Origin of the sequence: Priestia sp. YIM B13486 (assembly GCF_042787865.1) — a bacterium.
Classification (GTDB): domain Bacteria; phylum Bacillota; class Bacilli; order Bacillales; family Bacillaceae_H; genus Priestia; species Priestia megaterium.
In genome coordinates this window covers 80,662-96,621 of record NZ_JBHZOZ010000002.1, presented here as the reverse complement: position 1 = coordinate 96,621, position 15,960 = coordinate 80,662, and the positions used below count along the sequence as shown (strand labels likewise).

Annotated in this window: 14 protein-coding genes; 2 read left to right on the top strand and 12 right to left on the bottom strand. The window is 39.2% G+C overall.

Annotated elements, in window-relative coordinates:
• Position 1: 1 nt before the first annotated feature.
• The 3 genes from ACFX4G_RS04685 to ACFX4G_RS04675 are packed head-to-tail and all read right to left on the bottom strand — an operon-like array spanning position 2 to position 3,298.
• Complete coding sequence (locus ACFX4G_RS04685) at positions 2-1,228, bottom strand: dihydrolipoamide acetyltransferase family protein (RefSeq protein ID WP_043981932.1); 1,227 nt, start codon at positions 1,226-1,228, stop codon at positions 2-4.
• A 24-nt stretch (positions 1,229-1,252) separates the two neighbouring features.
• A complete protein-coding gene (locus ACFX4G_RS04680; RefSeq protein WP_013082775.1) occupies positions 1,253-2,287 on the bottom strand; it encodes an alpha-ketoacid dehydrogenase subunit beta in 1,035 nt (344 codons plus the stop codon).
• An 18-nt stretch (positions 2,288-2,305) separates the two neighbouring features.
• On the bottom strand, positions 2,306-3,298 hold the full coding sequence (locus tag ACFX4G_RS04675) for a thiamine pyrophosphate-dependent dehydrogenase E1 component subunit alpha (RefSeq protein WP_141425871.1): 993 nt from the start codon (positions 3,296-3,298) through the stop codon (positions 2,306-2,308).
• Between the two features lie 474 nt (positions 3,299-3,772).
• Here ACFX4G_RS04675 and ACFX4G_RS04670 point away from each other — a divergent pair, with 474 nt between their 5' ends.
• The gene (locus ACFX4G_RS04670) at positions 3,773-5,107 is read left to right on the top strand and encodes an ArsB/NhaD family transporter (RefSeq protein ID WP_097823682.1); all 1,335 of its coding nucleotides are present in this window, start codon (positions 3,773-3,775) and stop codon (positions 5,105-5,107) included.
• A gap of 79 nt (positions 5,108-5,186) precedes the next feature.
• Here ACFX4G_RS04670 and ACFX4G_RS04665 read toward each other — a convergent pair whose 3' ends face one another.
• The 3 genes from ACFX4G_RS04665 to ACFX4G_RS04655 form a co-directional block, all read right to left on the bottom strand.
• The gene (locus ACFX4G_RS04665; RefSeq protein ID WP_377573029.1) at positions 5,187-6,563 is read right to left on the bottom strand and encodes an NCS2 family permease; all 1,377 of its coding nucleotides are present in this window, start codon (positions 6,561-6,563) and stop codon (positions 5,187-5,189) included.
• Positions 6,564-6,819: 256 nt separating this feature from the next.
• Positions 6,820-7,146 (bottom strand): Na-translocating system protein MpsC family protein, encoded by a 327-nt coding sequence (locus tag ACFX4G_RS04660; protein ID WP_013056580.1) that lies wholly within the window; start codon positions 7,144-7,146, stop codon positions 6,820-6,822.
• A 37-nt stretch (positions 7,147-7,183) separates the two neighbouring features.
• Positions 7,184-8,620, bottom strand: coding sequence for an NAD(P)-binding domain-containing protein (locus ACFX4G_RS04655; protein ID WP_377573026.1), 1,437 nt, complete (start codon positions 8,618-8,620; stop codon positions 7,184-7,186).
• A gap of 390 nt (positions 8,621-9,010) precedes the next feature.
• On the opposite strand from ACFX4G_RS04655, the gene ACFX4G_RS04650 reads away from it, so the two are divergent.
• Positions 9,011-9,913: a COX15/CtaA family protein gene (locus ACFX4G_RS04650; RefSeq protein ID WP_377573023.1), complete on the top strand. Its 903-nt coding sequence runs from the start codon at positions 9,011-9,013 to the stop codon at positions 9,911-9,913.
• A gap of 45 nt (positions 9,914-9,958) precedes the next feature.
• Here the strand turns inward: ACFX4G_RS04650 and ACFX4G_RS04645 are convergent, their stop codons facing one another.
• From ACFX4G_RS04645 to ACFX4G_RS04620, 6 genes are all read right to left on the bottom strand, one after another.
• Positions 9,959-10,843 (bottom strand): SDR family oxidoreductase, encoded by an 885-nt coding sequence (locus tag ACFX4G_RS04645; RefSeq protein WP_013056577.1) that lies wholly within the window; start codon positions 10,841-10,843, stop codon positions 9,959-9,961.
• 349 nt (positions 10,844-11,192) lie between these two features.
• Positions 11,193-11,687, bottom strand: a complete 495-nt coding sequence (locus ACFX4G_RS04640) for a universal stress protein (RefSeq protein WP_043981924.1) — start codon at positions 11,685-11,687, stop codon at positions 11,193-11,195.
• Between the two features lie 147 nt (positions 11,688-11,834).
• Complete coding sequence (gene cyoD / locus ACFX4G_RS04635; protein ID WP_097823686.1) at positions 11,835-12,131, bottom strand: cytochrome o ubiquinol oxidase subunit IV; 297 nt, start codon at positions 12,129-12,131, stop codon at positions 11,835-11,837.
• Positions 12,132-12,731, bottom strand: coding sequence for a cytochrome o ubiquinol oxidase subunit III (gene cyoC / locus ACFX4G_RS04630; RefSeq protein ID WP_377573019.1), 600 nt, complete (start codon positions 12,729-12,731; stop codon positions 12,132-12,134).
• A 1-nt stretch (position 12,732) separates the two neighbouring features.
• Complete coding sequence (gene qoxB, locus ACFX4G_RS04625; RefSeq protein WP_377573016.1) at positions 12,733-14,700, bottom strand: cytochrome aa3 quinol oxidase subunit I; 1,968 nt, start codon at positions 14,698-14,700, stop codon at positions 12,733-12,735.
• Between the two features lies 1 nt (position 14,701).
• Positions 14,702-15,640, bottom strand: coding sequence for a cytochrome c oxidase subunit II (locus ACFX4G_RS04620; RefSeq protein WP_377573793.1), 939 nt, complete (start codon positions 15,638-15,640; stop codon positions 14,702-14,704).
• Positions 15,641-15,960 lie beyond the last annotated feature (320 nt).

Sequence of the window (15,960 nt, the reverse complement as noted above, 5' to 3'; positions counted from 1 at the left end):
TCTATAAGAGTAGTAAAATAGGCTGTTCTAAGTATTGTTTAATAGTTCCAAGGAAATTAGCTGCAGGTGCTCCGTCCAGTACGCGATGATCAAACGTCAGGCTTAAAGGCAGCAAGTTTCTTTTTTGTAATTCGTCTCCTTTATACATCGGTACATCTTCAGTAGCTCCAACACCAAGAATTCCTGTTTCAGGCGGGTTTAATACAGGTGTAAAATACTCTACTCCGTAAGCACCGAGATTAGTAATAGTGAATGTAGAACCTTGCATTCTATCAGTGGCCAGCTGACCTTGCCGAGCATCTGCTGCTCGTGTTTTGATCTCTGCAGCTAATTCAACTAACGACATCTTTTCAGCATGTTGCATAACAGGGACAACTAACCCATTTTCTAAAGCTACGGCCATTCCAAGATGAACATGGTTATAGAGATGAATTTCGTTATCTATATAGGCACTGTTCATTTGTTTATGTTCTTGAAGTGAAAGAACAACAGCGCGAGCAATAAAATCAGTTAGAGATATCTTCACCTTATGGCGTTGTTGGATCACATCTTTGATTTCCCGTTGAAGAGACAGCAAATCCGTCACGTCAGCTTTCATATTAATTGTTAATTGGGCACTGTTTAATAAACTACTATGCATTCGACTTGCAATGACTTTTCTCATGCCCGCTACTGGAAGCGTTTCTTTTTTTATAGCTTTATCTATTTCTGCTGGTGGACGACTCGCTTCTGAAGCTCTTTCCGCCAGCACTTTCTCTACATCTGCTTTGGTGATTCTTCCTTTTGGTCCTGTGCCTTTAATCGTTTCAACATTAAGGTTTTCAGATTCTGCTATTTTCCGTGCAATTGGTGAAATAAGCACCGTTTCTTTCCTCTTTTTTGATGGAGCTGCGTTTGCTGGTGGCTCTTCTAACGAGATAGCAGCCGCTACCTCGTTTTTAGGCGCTTGCAGCTCATTTGCTGAACTGTTTTGCTCAGTGAGCTGCTCGTTTGGCTTTCCAACATAACAGATAATCGTTCCAGGAGGCACTCCTACATCTTCTTGTACAAGAATATCAAGAATCACACCGTCCTGCGGCGCTTCAATATCCATTTCGATTTTTTCAGAATTAATGCTTGCAATCATATCTCCTTTTGAAACGGAGTCTCCAACTTTTTTGTTCCACGTCGAAACAGTTCCTTCTTTCATTGCCATACCTAGTTTTGGCATTACAACCTCTGCAGCCATTTGCTTCCTCCTCCTTTTCTTTAATTACACGCTTAGAAGCGATTTATCTCCTAGTAACTCCGATACAACTTCAATTACTTTTTGTGGTGTCGGCAGATAAATATCTTCTAATGGAGGCGAAAACGGCACAGGTGTATGTGGTGCTGTAATTCGTTTAATAGGTGCATCAAGCATGTCAAATCCTTTATCAGCAACTAGCGCAGCAATATCCGTTGCGATGCTGCATCTTGGATTGGCTTCGTCAATGACAATTAATCGATTCGTTTTTTCTACAGAAGAAAGAATGGTCTCTTCATCAAAAGGTGATAGACTTCGCGGATCGACTACTTCTACATCAATTCCCTTGTGAGACAATTGATCTGCTGCCGTAAGTGCAGTATTTACTTGTTTTCCAATTGCTACAATGGTTAAATCTGTTCCTTCGCGTTTCACGTCAGCTTTCCCTAACGGAATTGTATAGTAGCCTTCAGGAACCTCTCCTTTCATGTTGTACAATGTTTTGTCTTCAAAAAAGATAACCGGATCATTGTCTTCAATAGCTGCTAACAATAATCCTTTTGCATCGTAAGGGTTAGAAGGCACCACTACTTTAATGCCAGGAATGCTAGTGAATAAAGCGTACAAGCTCTGAGAATGCTGAGCTGCAGCCCTAAACCCTGCCCCATGAGTCGTTCGAATCGTGACGGGCACTTCAGCTTTTCCTCCAAACATGTATCTAAATTTTGCGCCTTGATTCAGCACTTGATCTAAACAGCAGCCAATAAAGTCATTAAACATTAATTCTGCAACCGGTCTTAACCCTGTAGCTGCCGCTCCCATTGCAGCTCCTATATAAGCTGCTTCTGAAATCGGCGTATCAAGAATTCGTTCACGTCCAAATTCTTGCACAAGCCCTTTTGTCACTCCAAGGACCCCGCCCCACGCCTCATCATCTTGCAAGTGGTCAATTTCCGCTCCGCCAGCTACATCTTCTCCCAAAAGAATCACATTCTCATCTTTTCGCATCGCTAGTTTCATAGCTTCATTAATAGCTTCAGACATGCTTAATTTTCTAGTCATTTCCTTTTCCTCCTTTAATTAATAAGATACATAAACATCCGTTAATAGTTCCGAAGCATCAGGATAATCGCTTGTTTCTGCTAGCTCAACTGCGCGTTTTACTGCTTTTTCTACTTCACCTTCAATCTCTCTAAGCTCTTGTTCTGTTATTACTTGTTCTGAAAGCAAGTAATTTTCAAAAAGAGCGATAGCATCTTTTTCCTGGAGATGTTCTTTCTTTTCATTTCCTGATTTATACGTTTGTGCGTCGCCTTCAAAATGTCCGTAATTTCGATACGTTACACATTCAATTAACGTTGGCCCTTCCCCTCTGCGGGCTCGTTGAATAGCTTCTGCAGCTGCTTCATAAACTGCCATCACGTCTTTTCCATCCACTCGTACCCCTGGAATGTTATAAGATGCGGCACGGTCTGCAATCGCGCTGCAGCTCGAAGCATAAGAAAATGGAGTTGCCTCTCCGTAGCCATTATTTTCAGCAACAAAAACAACCGGGAGTTTCCAAATGGCTGCTAAGTTAATTCCTTCATGAAACGTCCCTTCATTGCCCGCTCCGTCTCCAAAAAAGCAAACGCTTACATCTTTTGTCTTTTTATACTTAGCAGTTAAAGCAGAACCGCATGCAAGCGGAAAGCCTCCTCCTACAATTCCATTTGCCCCTAAAATTCCTTTATCTAAATCCGCGATATGCATGGATCCGCCTTTTCCTTTGCCTAACCCGGTTACCTTTCCAAAAAGCTCAGCCATCATTCCATCTAAATCGCCGCCTTTAGCAATACAATGGCCGTGTCCGCGATGAGTGCTTGTAATACTGTCACTGTCATTAAGATGAGCGCACATTCCAACCGCTACCGCTTCTTCACCTGCATACAGATGAACAAAACCAGGCAGTACACCTTTTGCGAAAATTTGATGTACTTCATCTTCAAACTTTCGAATTTCTACCATTTTCTGATACATCCAGCTGGCTTTTTCTTTCGTAAGCTTTTCTGTTTTGTTTTGAGCAGTTTTCATTATGGTAAGCCTCCTCATTTGATTATCAAACTTCACTTAACTACTATTGCAAGTACCGTGCCAATAGTAAAATCCCTTTATACTAGCAATCTATTATTGTATTTGGCCTCATAAAGTTAGACAAAATTGGACACTGTTCCAACTTTGTCTAACTTTGTCCAATCTTAGAGGAATCAATTATGTAAACTGAATTTAAGGTGCATAATAAGTGTGTGGGTTGAAAATCACATTGAATAATTAGCGAGAAAGCTTTTATGTAAATATGATATAATGCTGAAGGAATCGTCTTAATTTTGAGGAACACCAAGGCTTTTAAAGGAGGTCGGTTAAAGAAAAACGGGCTTTATAGAAGTTTTACCGTAAAGTTGGATGTAAATTAAACAATGAAAGATGAGGTGAAAACCTGGAAAACATCCAAAGTTTTTGTCATCTACACTTCGTGATGTCTAGATGACATATCGCCAGGTTACTGTTATGCACAATGCAATTCAACACATTACAAATTTTCATGTATACGCAGCCATTATTATATTTATCATTACATATTTTTTAATTATGACTGAAAAGATCAATCGCGCTTCAGCAGCTCTTTTAGGTGCTATATTAATGATTTTGTTAGGCATTGTTGATTTTAATAATGCTATTACCGAACACATTCAGTGGGAAACGATTGTCCTTCTTATGGGTATGATGATTCTAGTCGGCATTACAAATAAAACGGGCGTGTTTCAATACGCAGCCATCAAGTCTGCTAAAATCGCTAAAGGTGATCCAGTTCGAATTCTAGTTATTTTATCAATTTTAACAGGCGTCGGATCTGCTTTTTTAGATAATGTAACGACGGTTTTATTAATTGTTCCCGTTACTTTTTCAATTACTACTATTTTAAATATTAATCCTTTTCCGTTTCTTATATCAGAAGTGCTGTTTTCAAATATTGGGGGAACGGCTACTTTAATAGGCGACCCGCCTAATATCATGATTGGAGCAGCAAATCCTCATCTTGATTTTAACGCTTTTTTATTAAACTTAGCTCCTGCAGTGCTAATTATCGGTGTTGTTACGCTGGGGATTCTTGTTCTTATCTATCGCAAAAAATTAAAAGTAGAAGATAGCAAAAAACAAGAGCTAATGAGTTTAAATGAAAAAGATTATATTCAAGATTCTGTTTTAATGAAAAAATCGTTAACTGTACTAGTCTTAACGATTCTAGGTTTTACCCTGCATTCCGTTTTGCATATTGATGCGGCTATGGTAGCCATTACAGGTGCTGCTGTACTATTGGTAATTGGATTAAGAACTCATGATGAAGTAGAAAGCGCGTTTGATTCTGTTGAATGGACAACCATTATTTTCTTTGCAGGTTTGTTTGTTCTTGTCGGAGGCTTAATCGATGTAGGCATCATCAAAAAACTGGCTGCTGGCGCTTTAAACGTTACAGACGGCAACATCGCACTGTCAGCTTATCTCATTTTGTGGATTAGTGGAATTGCTTCAGCTGTTATTGACAACATTCCTTTTGTTGCTACAATGATTCCACTTATTCAAGATATGGCTCATGGAATGGGAATGAGTCCTGATTCTGCTCAAATCAATGTACTATGGTGGTCACTGGCACTAGGAGCATGTTTGGGCGGAAACGGTACGTTAATTGGAGCGTCTGCTAATGTAATTGTAGCTGGCATGGCTGTAAAAAAAGGACATAAATTTTCGTTCATGGATTTTTTGAAAATTGGAGCTCCAATCATGCTCGTATCTCTTTTAATTTCAACGTTATATATCTTCCTTCGCTATCTTTTATTTATGTAAGGGAAGAAAAATTAAAATCTACGCGAACAGTAAAAAAGACTTCTCAGCTGAGAAGTCTTTTTTACTGTAAATACATGCCTCAAGCAGCCCAGACGAAGTTGATAATAAAAGCGGCGCTAATGATATACATAATCCAGTGAATTTCCTTTGCCTTACCGGCTAACAATTTAACGAATGTATAAGATAAAAACCCTAGCGCTAAGCCTTCTCCGATACTAAACGTTAATGGCATCAAAATAATGGTACAAAAAGCAGGCACAGCATCTGTTATCTCGTCTAAAGGGATGTTTTTGATTTCCGTTAACATGAGAGCTCCAACCATAATTAAAATAGGCGCTGTAGCAAAAGCAGGAATAATGCTAATTAATGGCGTAAATAAAAGACTCACTAAAAACAACATGGCAACGACCAGTGCTTTAAGGCCCGTCTTGCCTCCTTCTGCAATTCCCGCAGCATTTTCTACATACGCGTTCATTGCGGTAGATCCCATAGCAGCACTGGCTACTGTCGCAAGAGAATCTGCCATAAGCGCTTTATCTAACCCTTTAATTTCACCTTTTTCATCCATTAATCCAGCTTTTTTAGATAATCCAATCATCGATCCTAAATTATCAAACAGCTCCACAAGTGTAAATGAAAAAATAATAGAAAAAAGACCGTAATGAAGAGCGGATTTAATATCCATTTGTAAAAAAGTTTCCGACATGCTCGGCATTGAAAATGACACCACGCTGCTGATGCTTTTAGGTGCTTCTACTATGCCCAGCCCCATCCCGGCAATTGATACTAGCAAAATGCTAATCAGGGCAGCTCCTTTAATTTTTCGAGCAGTTAATACAGTTACCGCGATAAAACCTAATAAAGCAAGGAATGGGCCCGGTTTTGTAAGCTGACCAAGGGCTACTAAATTTTCTTTGTTGCTTACAATAATGCCAGCTTGCTTAAAACCGATAAAAGCAATAAATAGACCGATTCCAACTGAAATAGCACTTTTTAAAATAGCGGGTATCCCTTCAATAATCTTCTTGCGTAAGCCTGTTATCGTTAAAATAAAAAATACAACCCCTGAAATAAATACGGATCCTAAACCTGTTTGCCACGTTAGCCCTTCATCCAATACCACTGTATACGTAAAAAAGGCGTTCAGCCCCATTCCTGGTGCTACTGCAATAGGTATGTTCGCCCATAATGCAAACAAAAGAGTAGCAAAGACAGTGGCAAAAATCGTCGCTGCAATTGCCGCTTCTTTTGGAATGCCTGCATCTGCTAAAATAGTCGGATTAACAAAGATAATATAGCTCATCGTCACAAAAGTAGTAATTCCAGCAAGAATTTCTGTTTTTACATCTGTTTTGCGTTCGGTTAAATGAAACAGCTTATCTAACCATGAAGGATTAGGTGCTGATTTTTTTATAAGTTCCATATGCTGAGCTTCAACTTTTTCATTTATCGCCACTTGCTTTTCACTCCTTTAATATTCGATTCATCTTCTTTTAACTCGCTTTTACAGCTCCTCTATAAAACAGTGTTTTTTTAACCATTCCCCCTCTCTTTTTTTATGAAAATATCTATAAAAAGAGCCGTGAAAACAGAAGGGAATCCTTCTGTTTTCACGGCTCTTTGCTTCTGTAAACAGAAGATAAGCATCCGTTTTTTACGTGTTTTGCACAACAAACGATTTCATCGAACGTTTTGCAATTTATATAGAGAAGTTATTTAAAGCAAATAACCGTACAAGAATTCTCTGTAACAGGATCATAGTCTCTAAATAAAGAAGTGACCTGGATATCAAATAAAAGCTCCACTTTTTGCTTTAGCATTTTTTTATATTTAGTCGACAAAGCGGCATCAAGAGACATCACTAATTCTCTATATTCTTCACTAAGTGCTTCTAGTGCCGGCATTCTTTTTGATTGAGCTAGTATAAGAATTTTATTATCAATAATGTCTATTTTTTGAGTATTCACACCTACATTAAAAATTTCTTGGCTAATTTGAGTATACAAAGTAGCTATCTTCTTTTTAGAGATCGGCTCCATATGCTTCACCTTTTTCATTGTTAAAAATATGTTTTTGCTATATTGTTTTCACTTGATTATTGTCCTTTGACCAGCTGCCGACAAATTCAGGCTCATCATAGTCAAAGAAATTAGTTAAATTCTCATGGCGATTATCAATAAAAAGCTGATTGGCGACTTCTGAGACGAGCTTTGGTATCGCATATTTCAGCCCTGAAAGAGCGGATGCAGAAATTCCACAGCTAATTAAAGCGGAATAATTAAAAGCAAAAAGGCCATATACCATTTTTTGACCGTCCCTATTACGACTTAAAAAAGCAAAGCCGTTACTAAGGTAAGGGTGGGCATCCAATACTGGGTTGGCGATTTCATGCGGTGCTTTGTAATGATCGTTCCAGCGGGCGATGTGTTTTTCAACAAGTTGCAATTCTGGACGCAGAGCCGGATCTGTTAGAAGTCCGGTGCTAATAATTAAATAGTCAAACGTAAACGTTCCCTGAGGAGTGGTTACAACTGCTTTGTCGTGTTTTTCCTCGACGTCGAGCCATGGGGCATGTACGTGCAAATGAAAACCTGGCCATGAGGAAGCGCGTCCAAATGTATCATTCGTAGGCGGCTGATTGTATTCGAAAAAATGAGCCATCACTTCATATTTTTCAGCATCTGACAGAGCATGGAAACGTTCAATCATTCCTGAAGCTTCCATTTGTCTGATTGGATTAATACGGGGAAGTTCTTTTCGTCGAACAAATACATGAGCTTCAGCAACCCCTTCGGAAAGCGCATAGTTGGCGTTATCAAACGCGGATGCTCCTCCTCCTAAAACAGCTACTTTTTTGTTCTTCAACGTAGTAAAATCAATGGTTTGTGAAGTGTGAGAATAAAGATGAGGCGGCAATTTTTCAGAAATCATAGGCGGGACATGCCATTCTCCTCCTCCTTGAATTCCTGTAGCTAGTATAACTTTACGTGCCACCAGTGTAGGACACACGGCTCCATTCCCTTCAACATGCAAGCGATGGATACCTGTTTCTGCAGGCTCAATTAACGTTAATTTTATTTCATTTGCCACAGGAAGGTTAAGAATATTCCGGTACCAGCGCAAATAATTCATCCATTCTCCTCTTGGGATTTTGTCAAGAGCTTCCCAGCCTTCTGAGCCGAATTTCGCTTCCCACCACGCTTGAAACGTAAGTGAAGGAATTCCTAAATCGACAGACGTTAAGTTTTTGGGCGTTCTTAGCGTAATCATTCGCGCGTACGTTTCCCACGGACCTTCTAAACCCGAACGATTTTCATCAATAACAAGAATATTCGACACGCGTTCTCGCAGCAAGCCAAAGGCCGTTCCTAAACCGCTTTGACCTCCTCCAATAATGATTACGTCGTATACGTGTCCGCTCTTAGGGATGATTGGCTGTGCTTCTGTTGGTTTCCTGAAGGAAAGGTAAGACAGATCGGTTTCTACTCTTTTATTTAAAGCTTCTAAGCTCATCGCTATCTCTCCTTTCAATAAAGTTTCTCCGTGATAAAAGTTTATTTTATACCTTACATAAAATGATAGATTTTATAACATCGTTTAATTTATATTTATATTATCACTTTTGGAATATGATTGTATCTCCATTCTCTCTAAAGTTTTTTTTGCAAATTGTATAAAATCACTAATATAATTTTTTTATATCTTATGTATGGAACCATATTTGCATCGTTTAAAAGGAAAAAACCATTACAAAATTTAATGAAGAAAGCTTTTCTGACATAAATTTTAAGGGAAACATGTGCGAGTTTGTGACAGTTATTTGTTAATTACGCTCTACTACTTGACTATCGTATTCATCAAATCTATAGTCATAATTAGTAACTCAGCAAAGGGAGTCAACGTATGAGAAATTTATTTAAAATAACAGCTATATTTACAACGATTGTTATGTTTATTTTAATGATTGCCGGCAGTCTGGTCACAACCACAGGATCTGGATTAGGGTGCGGAAACGAGTGGCCGCTGTGTAACGGGCAGTTAATACCCGAATACGCGGTAGCAACAATGATTGAATATACGCATCGTCTGATTACGGCATTTGCAGGTCTTCTTGTTTTGGCATTTTCTATTTGGGCTTGGATTCGTTACCGCAGAAACCGTGAAGTGAAAATTTTAGCGATTATGAGTATTGCATTTATCGTTATTGAGTCATTACTCGGGGCTTCTGCAGTTATCTGGCCTCAGTCAGCTGAAGCGCTAGCGCTTCATTTCGGTCTTTCGCTTATTGCGTTTACCGGCGTATTTTTGCTTTCCATGTTTGTTATTCAAAAAGACCGTTCGGATCATTTTATTAAAGGAGCGGTCACAGGCAAATTTAAAGGGCTCGCATGGTTTACGCTTATATTTACCTATTGCGATATTTATTTAGGTGCATATGTGCGTCACAAAGGTGCAAGCTTAGCATGTACAAGCTTTCCTGCTTGTTATGGCAATACGCTTATTCCAAAACTTTCAGGAACAACAGGTATTCATTTTGCCCACCGATTTGCTGCTCTTGTACTGTTTGTTCTTATCATTTGGATTATGGTATCTGCCATCAAACAGTACAAAGAAACCCGCCGTGATATTTATTACGCGTCCATCATTGCGGTTGCTTTAACCATTGCTCAAGTATTCAGCGGTATCTTTGTTGTCATGTCTCGTTTAAATGTCTTTGCTACACTGTCTCACTCAGCATTTATTACAGCGTTATTCGCTACGCTTAGCTACATTTGTGTACAGACTTTAAAAGGTAAAAGACGATAACTCAAAAAAACACGTGCAGTTCATAACTGCACGTGTTTTTTTGAGTTAAGCTAGTTCTATTCCGCCTGTAATCCCGTAAACTTGAGCTGTTACGTAGCTTGCATCCGTTGAAGCTAAAAATACGTATACATTTGCCAACTCTACTGGCTGACCAGCACGCTGCAACGGTGTATCTTGTCCAAAGCCTGGAATAGCGTCGCTTGGCTGCCCTCCAGAAATTTGCAGCGGCGTCCAGATAGGTCCTGGAGCAACGGAGTTGACGCGAATACCTTTTGGAGCTAATTGCTTGGCTAGTCCGCGAGTGAATCCGTTAATGGCAAACTTTGTAGCTGCATAGTCTAATAAATTAGGACTTGGGCTATAGCCTTGTACAGAACTTGTTGTAATAATAGAAGCACCTGCCGGTAAATAAGGCAGCGCTGCTTTTACGGTCCAATATAAAGAGAATACATTTACTTCAAAGGTTTTGCGCAGTTGGTCCGTTTCTAAATCAGCAATATCTTCTACTGCCTGCTGTTTGCCAGCTACGAGCGCTAGAACATCTAAACCATCTAATTCTTTATAAGCTTTTTCTACTAGCTCTTTGCAAAAAGATTCTTCGCCTACATCACCAGGTATGAGAACGGCTTTTCTTCCTTCTGCTTCAATAAGCTTTTGTACTTCTTCTGCATCTGCTTGCTCTTGTGGCAAGTAATTAAGCGCAACGTCTGCACCTTCTCTTGCGTAAGCGATCGCTGCTGCCCGGCCAATACCTGAATCTCCGCCCGTCACAAGAGCTTTTCTGCCTTTTAATTTACCTGCACCTATGTAACTGTTTTCCCCGCAGTCCGGGATGACGTTCATTTCTTTTTGTACACCGGGCGGTTCTTGATACTGTTTTGGATAGTCTTCATGGAAATATTGAGTTAATGGATTGTTTAGTTTTGACATATTCGTCACTCCTTTATGAATGAATCCTTAACCAACTAAGGAAAAGTTTTCTATATACTTGTTCTTCCCGTCCTCTTCTTTAGTAAACATGCTTGATGAGCTCTATTATCCTCACTTTTCTTTCATTACCTTTCCCCTTCAATCAACAGCTAAAAACAGCTGCATACCTGAAATCTACGTTTACCATCACAATAAAAAAATCCGAACGAGTCGAATTCTTTATTAAGAATCTCGATTTCTCGTTCAGATCTTCTTTTAACTAAGATACATTTATCCCCCCCTCTTTAAATAAATGGTGAGAGCTTTGTATTTTACTGTGAACAATAAGCGTTCTTTTTCTTCTGTTCTGCTACTCTGTTAGTTCCACTTGTAAAGGCTTTGATTCTTCTTCGGCTTCTTTAGGAGTGCGAACAATTAACACATCACATTTGGCATAGCGTAAAATATGCTGAGATACGCTTCCGATTAAAATGCGCTCTACGGCGTTTAGCCCCGTCGCACCGCATATAATTAAATCAACGTGCTTATCGGGAGCAATTTTTTTAGATATTTTTGTTTTAGGAGAACCGTGTTCAATTAATGTCTCGACTTTCGTTACTCCAGCCTTAAGAGCTAGGTTACTATAGTTGGTCAAAAGTTCTTCAGCAAATTTCTCTGCATCTTGAAAGCGTGTATCTGTATAGAATGCATAAGGTGATGGACTTAACGCCTGTATGTCGATAACGTGACAAACTATTAAATGAGCGTTATTTTTTTTCGCACTGTTAACTGCTTTTTTGAATGCCCACTCTGCTTCTACAGAACCGTCTACTGCTACGAGGATGTTACGATAAGCCATATTCATCATAATCTCTCCTTTGTCTTTCGTTTATAAAGAACTTTCCTTGCTACACTTTTATTTTACTTCTTGCGCAAACGAAAGTATGTGATTTTTATCACAATATATAGAAATTAATAAAAATGGAGCCGTGTGTAGTGCACGGCTCCATTTTTATTGAACTTGAGAGTTAAAAGTCATTATCCAAATCGATCCTGCTACAATCGTAATAACAAAAACGATTCCAAGTATTAAAGCCATCACATTATAACGGGGCTTCTCTCCGTCTTTAATATGCATGAAGAAAAACAGTTGAATGAAAAATTGAAGCACGGCCATTCCTAGAATGCTAGCTAGTAATATATTTTTAGCAAATACTTGGTTTAATACCAGCATCAGAGGAATAACGGTTAAAATAATCGAGAAAATAAATCCTATTGTATAAGCTTTTAACGATCCATGGTTCTCCATCTACATCACCCCCATTAAATACACAACCGTGTAAAGGAAGATCCAGACAGCATCAAGAAAATGCCAGTATAAGCTGATAATCGTCACTTTTCGCTTTGTTACAGAGGTAATTCCATATCGTTTTAATTGGATTGTAATTGAAATCATCCAAATGATGCCGACAGAAACGTGCAGCCCGTGCGTACTAACTAGCGTATAGAAAGCTGTAAAAAATGCGCTGGTGGAAATGGTTGCTCCTTCATGAACCATTGTTTGAAATTCATGAATTTCAAGGCCCACAAAGCACATACCTAAAAGCAGAGTTACGATTAGCCAGCCAATTAAAGGTTTTATTTTTCCCTTGTGCATGCTCAGCACAGCTAATCCGCTCGTAAAGCTGCTCGTTAATAAGATAAACGTTTCAGAAACAAATCCTGGAACTTCAAAAAATCCCTTTCCTGTAAGGCCTCCCGCAGTATGATTAACAAGAACGGCATACGTAGCAAATAATGCTCCAAATAGGATGCAGTCCGTTACGAGGAAAAGCCAAAAACCCATAACTTTGATTCCTTCATCATGTTCATCATGATGTTCTTCGTGGTGCGCTGTCGTATAAGCCATGTCAGCCAACCCTCCCTACTGAATCTTCTGTATGTCGAATTTCATCCACCGGAATATAATAGTCCGAGTTGTATTGAAAAGAACGAGCTAGTAAACAAGCTCCGACTCCTGTCAAACCGAATATCGCCATCCACACCCAGTGGAACGTTAAGCCAAAACCAGCAATGAACCAAAAAACCGACATGATAAATGGAATACCTGAATTCTTAGGCATATGAATCGGAGAGAAAGCAGCTGTTTCCTTCGCTTTTTTCTTTTTTCTTTCTTCTTTTATTGTCCACCACGCATCTTGCCCCGTTACTGTTGGAATCACTGCAAAATTGTAGTGCGGCGGCGGTGAAGGGATGGACCATTCTAATGTACGTCCATTCCAAGGATCCCCTGTTACATCCCGTTCTCCGTACTTAATGCCATGAAGAATCTGCCATGCTTGAAAGATAAACCCTATGCCCATAAAGAAAGCTCCGACTGTAGAGATAACGTTCAGCGGTCCCCATCCCATGTCAAAGTTGTACGTATAAATACGGCGCGTCATTCCCATAAACCCTAATGCGTATTGAGGCATGAAGCATACATAAAAACCAATATTCCATGTCCAAAACGCCCATTTACCAAGACGGTCATTTAATTTAAAGCCAAACATTTTTGGCCACCAATAGTACAAACCTGCAAAAAATCCGAATACAACGCCTCCAATTAACACTTGGTGAAAGTGTGCAACTAAAAAGTAGCTATTATGATACTGATAGTCTGCGGGAGCTGCTGAAAGCATAACACCCGTTGCTCCTCCCACAACAAAACACGGGATAAAAGCAATTGTCCATAGCATTGGCTGCGTCATTTGAATACGGCCGCGGAACATCGTAAATAACCAGTTGAACACTTTAACACCCGTTGGAATTCCGATAGCCATCGTCGTAATAGCAAAAAACACATTCACATTAGCACCTGCACCCATCGTAAAGAAATGATGTACCCATGTGAAATACGATAGAACGCTAATAATCATCATTGAAAAAACCATAGACTTATAGCCAAATATCTTCTTTTGAGAAAACGTTGCAACGATTTCAGAAAAAATGCCGAATGCAGGAAGTACAACGATATACACTTCAGGATGTCCCCACATCCAAATTAAGTTAATGTACATCATCGGATTTCCTCCGCCGGTCATAGTAAATAAGTGTCCGTCAAAGAAGCGGTCAATAAACAATAAAGCAAGCGTTACGGTTAATACAGGAAACGCGAAAATGATAATAATACAGCTTGCTAGAACGGACCACGTGAATAGGGGCATATGCATAAGTTTCATGCCCGGTGCACGCATTTTTAAAATAGTCATAATAAAATTAATTCCAGAAGCCAAGCTGCCAATACCTGATATTTGAATACCCCAAATATAAAAATCTTGACCTGGTCCAGGACTGAACTGCATGCCAGAAAGCGGAGGATAACTCAACCATCCTGCATCTGGCGAGCCGCCGATTACAAACGACAAATTGAAAAGCATGGCGCCAAAGAAAAATAGCCAAAAGCTTACCGCGTTTAAAAAAGGATAGGCGACATCCCTTGCTCCAATTTGAAGAGGTACAACAATGTTAAAGAACGCAAACATAAGCGGCATTGCCATAAATAGAATCATAATGGTTCCGTGCGTAGTAAAAATTTCGTTGTAATGATTAGAATCTAGAAAATGCCACTGAGGGAATGCTAGTTGCATACGCATTAATAATGCATCTACTCCGCCTCGAAACAGCATTAATAATGAAGAAAGCATATACATAATACCAATTTTTTTATGATCCACCGTTGTGAGCCACTCACGCCATAGCCACTTCCATTTTTTAAGATACGTAAGAACAAAAATAATACCGGCTAATGTTAATAAAATGGCGACATCTGCTCCGTAAATCATCGGTTCTCCTGTCACAAAAAAATGAGATGAAAAATCTTTTAATTTTTCTAACAACTTATTTTCCTCCTTCCTGGTGCTCATGCTGTGCATGTACTTGTTCTTCAGAAGCCACATTCATAGTCTTCATGTCTTCATTTTTCATATGGTGATGCTGACTATAATATTGACCACCGTTTTTAATGACAATTTCTTGGAATAAGTCTTTAGGAATGGTAGAATACGATTTTTCTAGAGAAAGACCTTGTTGGGCAAGGTTGCTATAATCAGCTTTTGTTAAAGCTGGTGATGTTTCTTTCACTTGCTTTACCCATTGATTAAATTCTTTTGTCGATGTAGATTTAACTTTAAAGTTCATATGAGCGAACCCTTCACCCGTAAAATTAGCACCCGAACCAAAATATTCTCCCTTGTGATCAGCTTGCAGCCAAAGCCCCATTGCCATTCCCGGCATGGTATATAATTGTCCTCCCAACTCGGGTACCCAAAAAGAATTCATAGGTGCATCTGACGTTAGCACGAATTGAACGGGCACATCTTTTGGAATGTTGACATAGTTCACTGTCGCAATATCTTGATCCGGATATTGAAATAACCATTTCCAGTCAAGGGATGTTACTTCAATTGTTAGCGGCTTTACATCTTTTTTCGGCGGATCTACTAAGTCATACGTCGTCTTGGCCGTAGCGAAACCTAAAATACTAATAATAATAATGGGGATCCCCCACCAAATAAATTCAAGACGCTTACTATCGTCCCAGTCTGGCCGATACGAAGCCTTATTTCCAGGCTTATCACGGTAGCGTAAAACGATATACACAAGCAGACCTAAAACAGGAATAACAACAATTGTGCATAAAATTATGGAAAAAATAATTAACTGGTATTCTTTTTGAGCCACCGCCCCCTGCGGATTTAAAATCAAATAACGACTATCACAGCCTGCTAAAAAAATTGTGATGAATACGGAGAGAATGATTAACTTGCCAATATGCATTGATTTTTGCTTTCTCACCTAAGCTCAGGCTCCCTTCTTCTAAATCTCTGTACATAATAATGGTATATAAACGTTCATATTAGAGATGCATCTCAACAGATCAAAAGGCTAATAACCTCCTAACATATTGAAGTTTGTCATGACATATTGCTTACTCCTAAAAAATTATCATGTTGTATCATTAAAAGGTGTGATATTCATCACACTTGAAGCGCTTTTTATCTAGTTTAAATGGCTTTACCATAAATTCGTCACATATTTGGGTAATTGTGGGGAATAAAAGGTGCCTTGTGACTATCCTAATAAAAGAAAAAAACTCT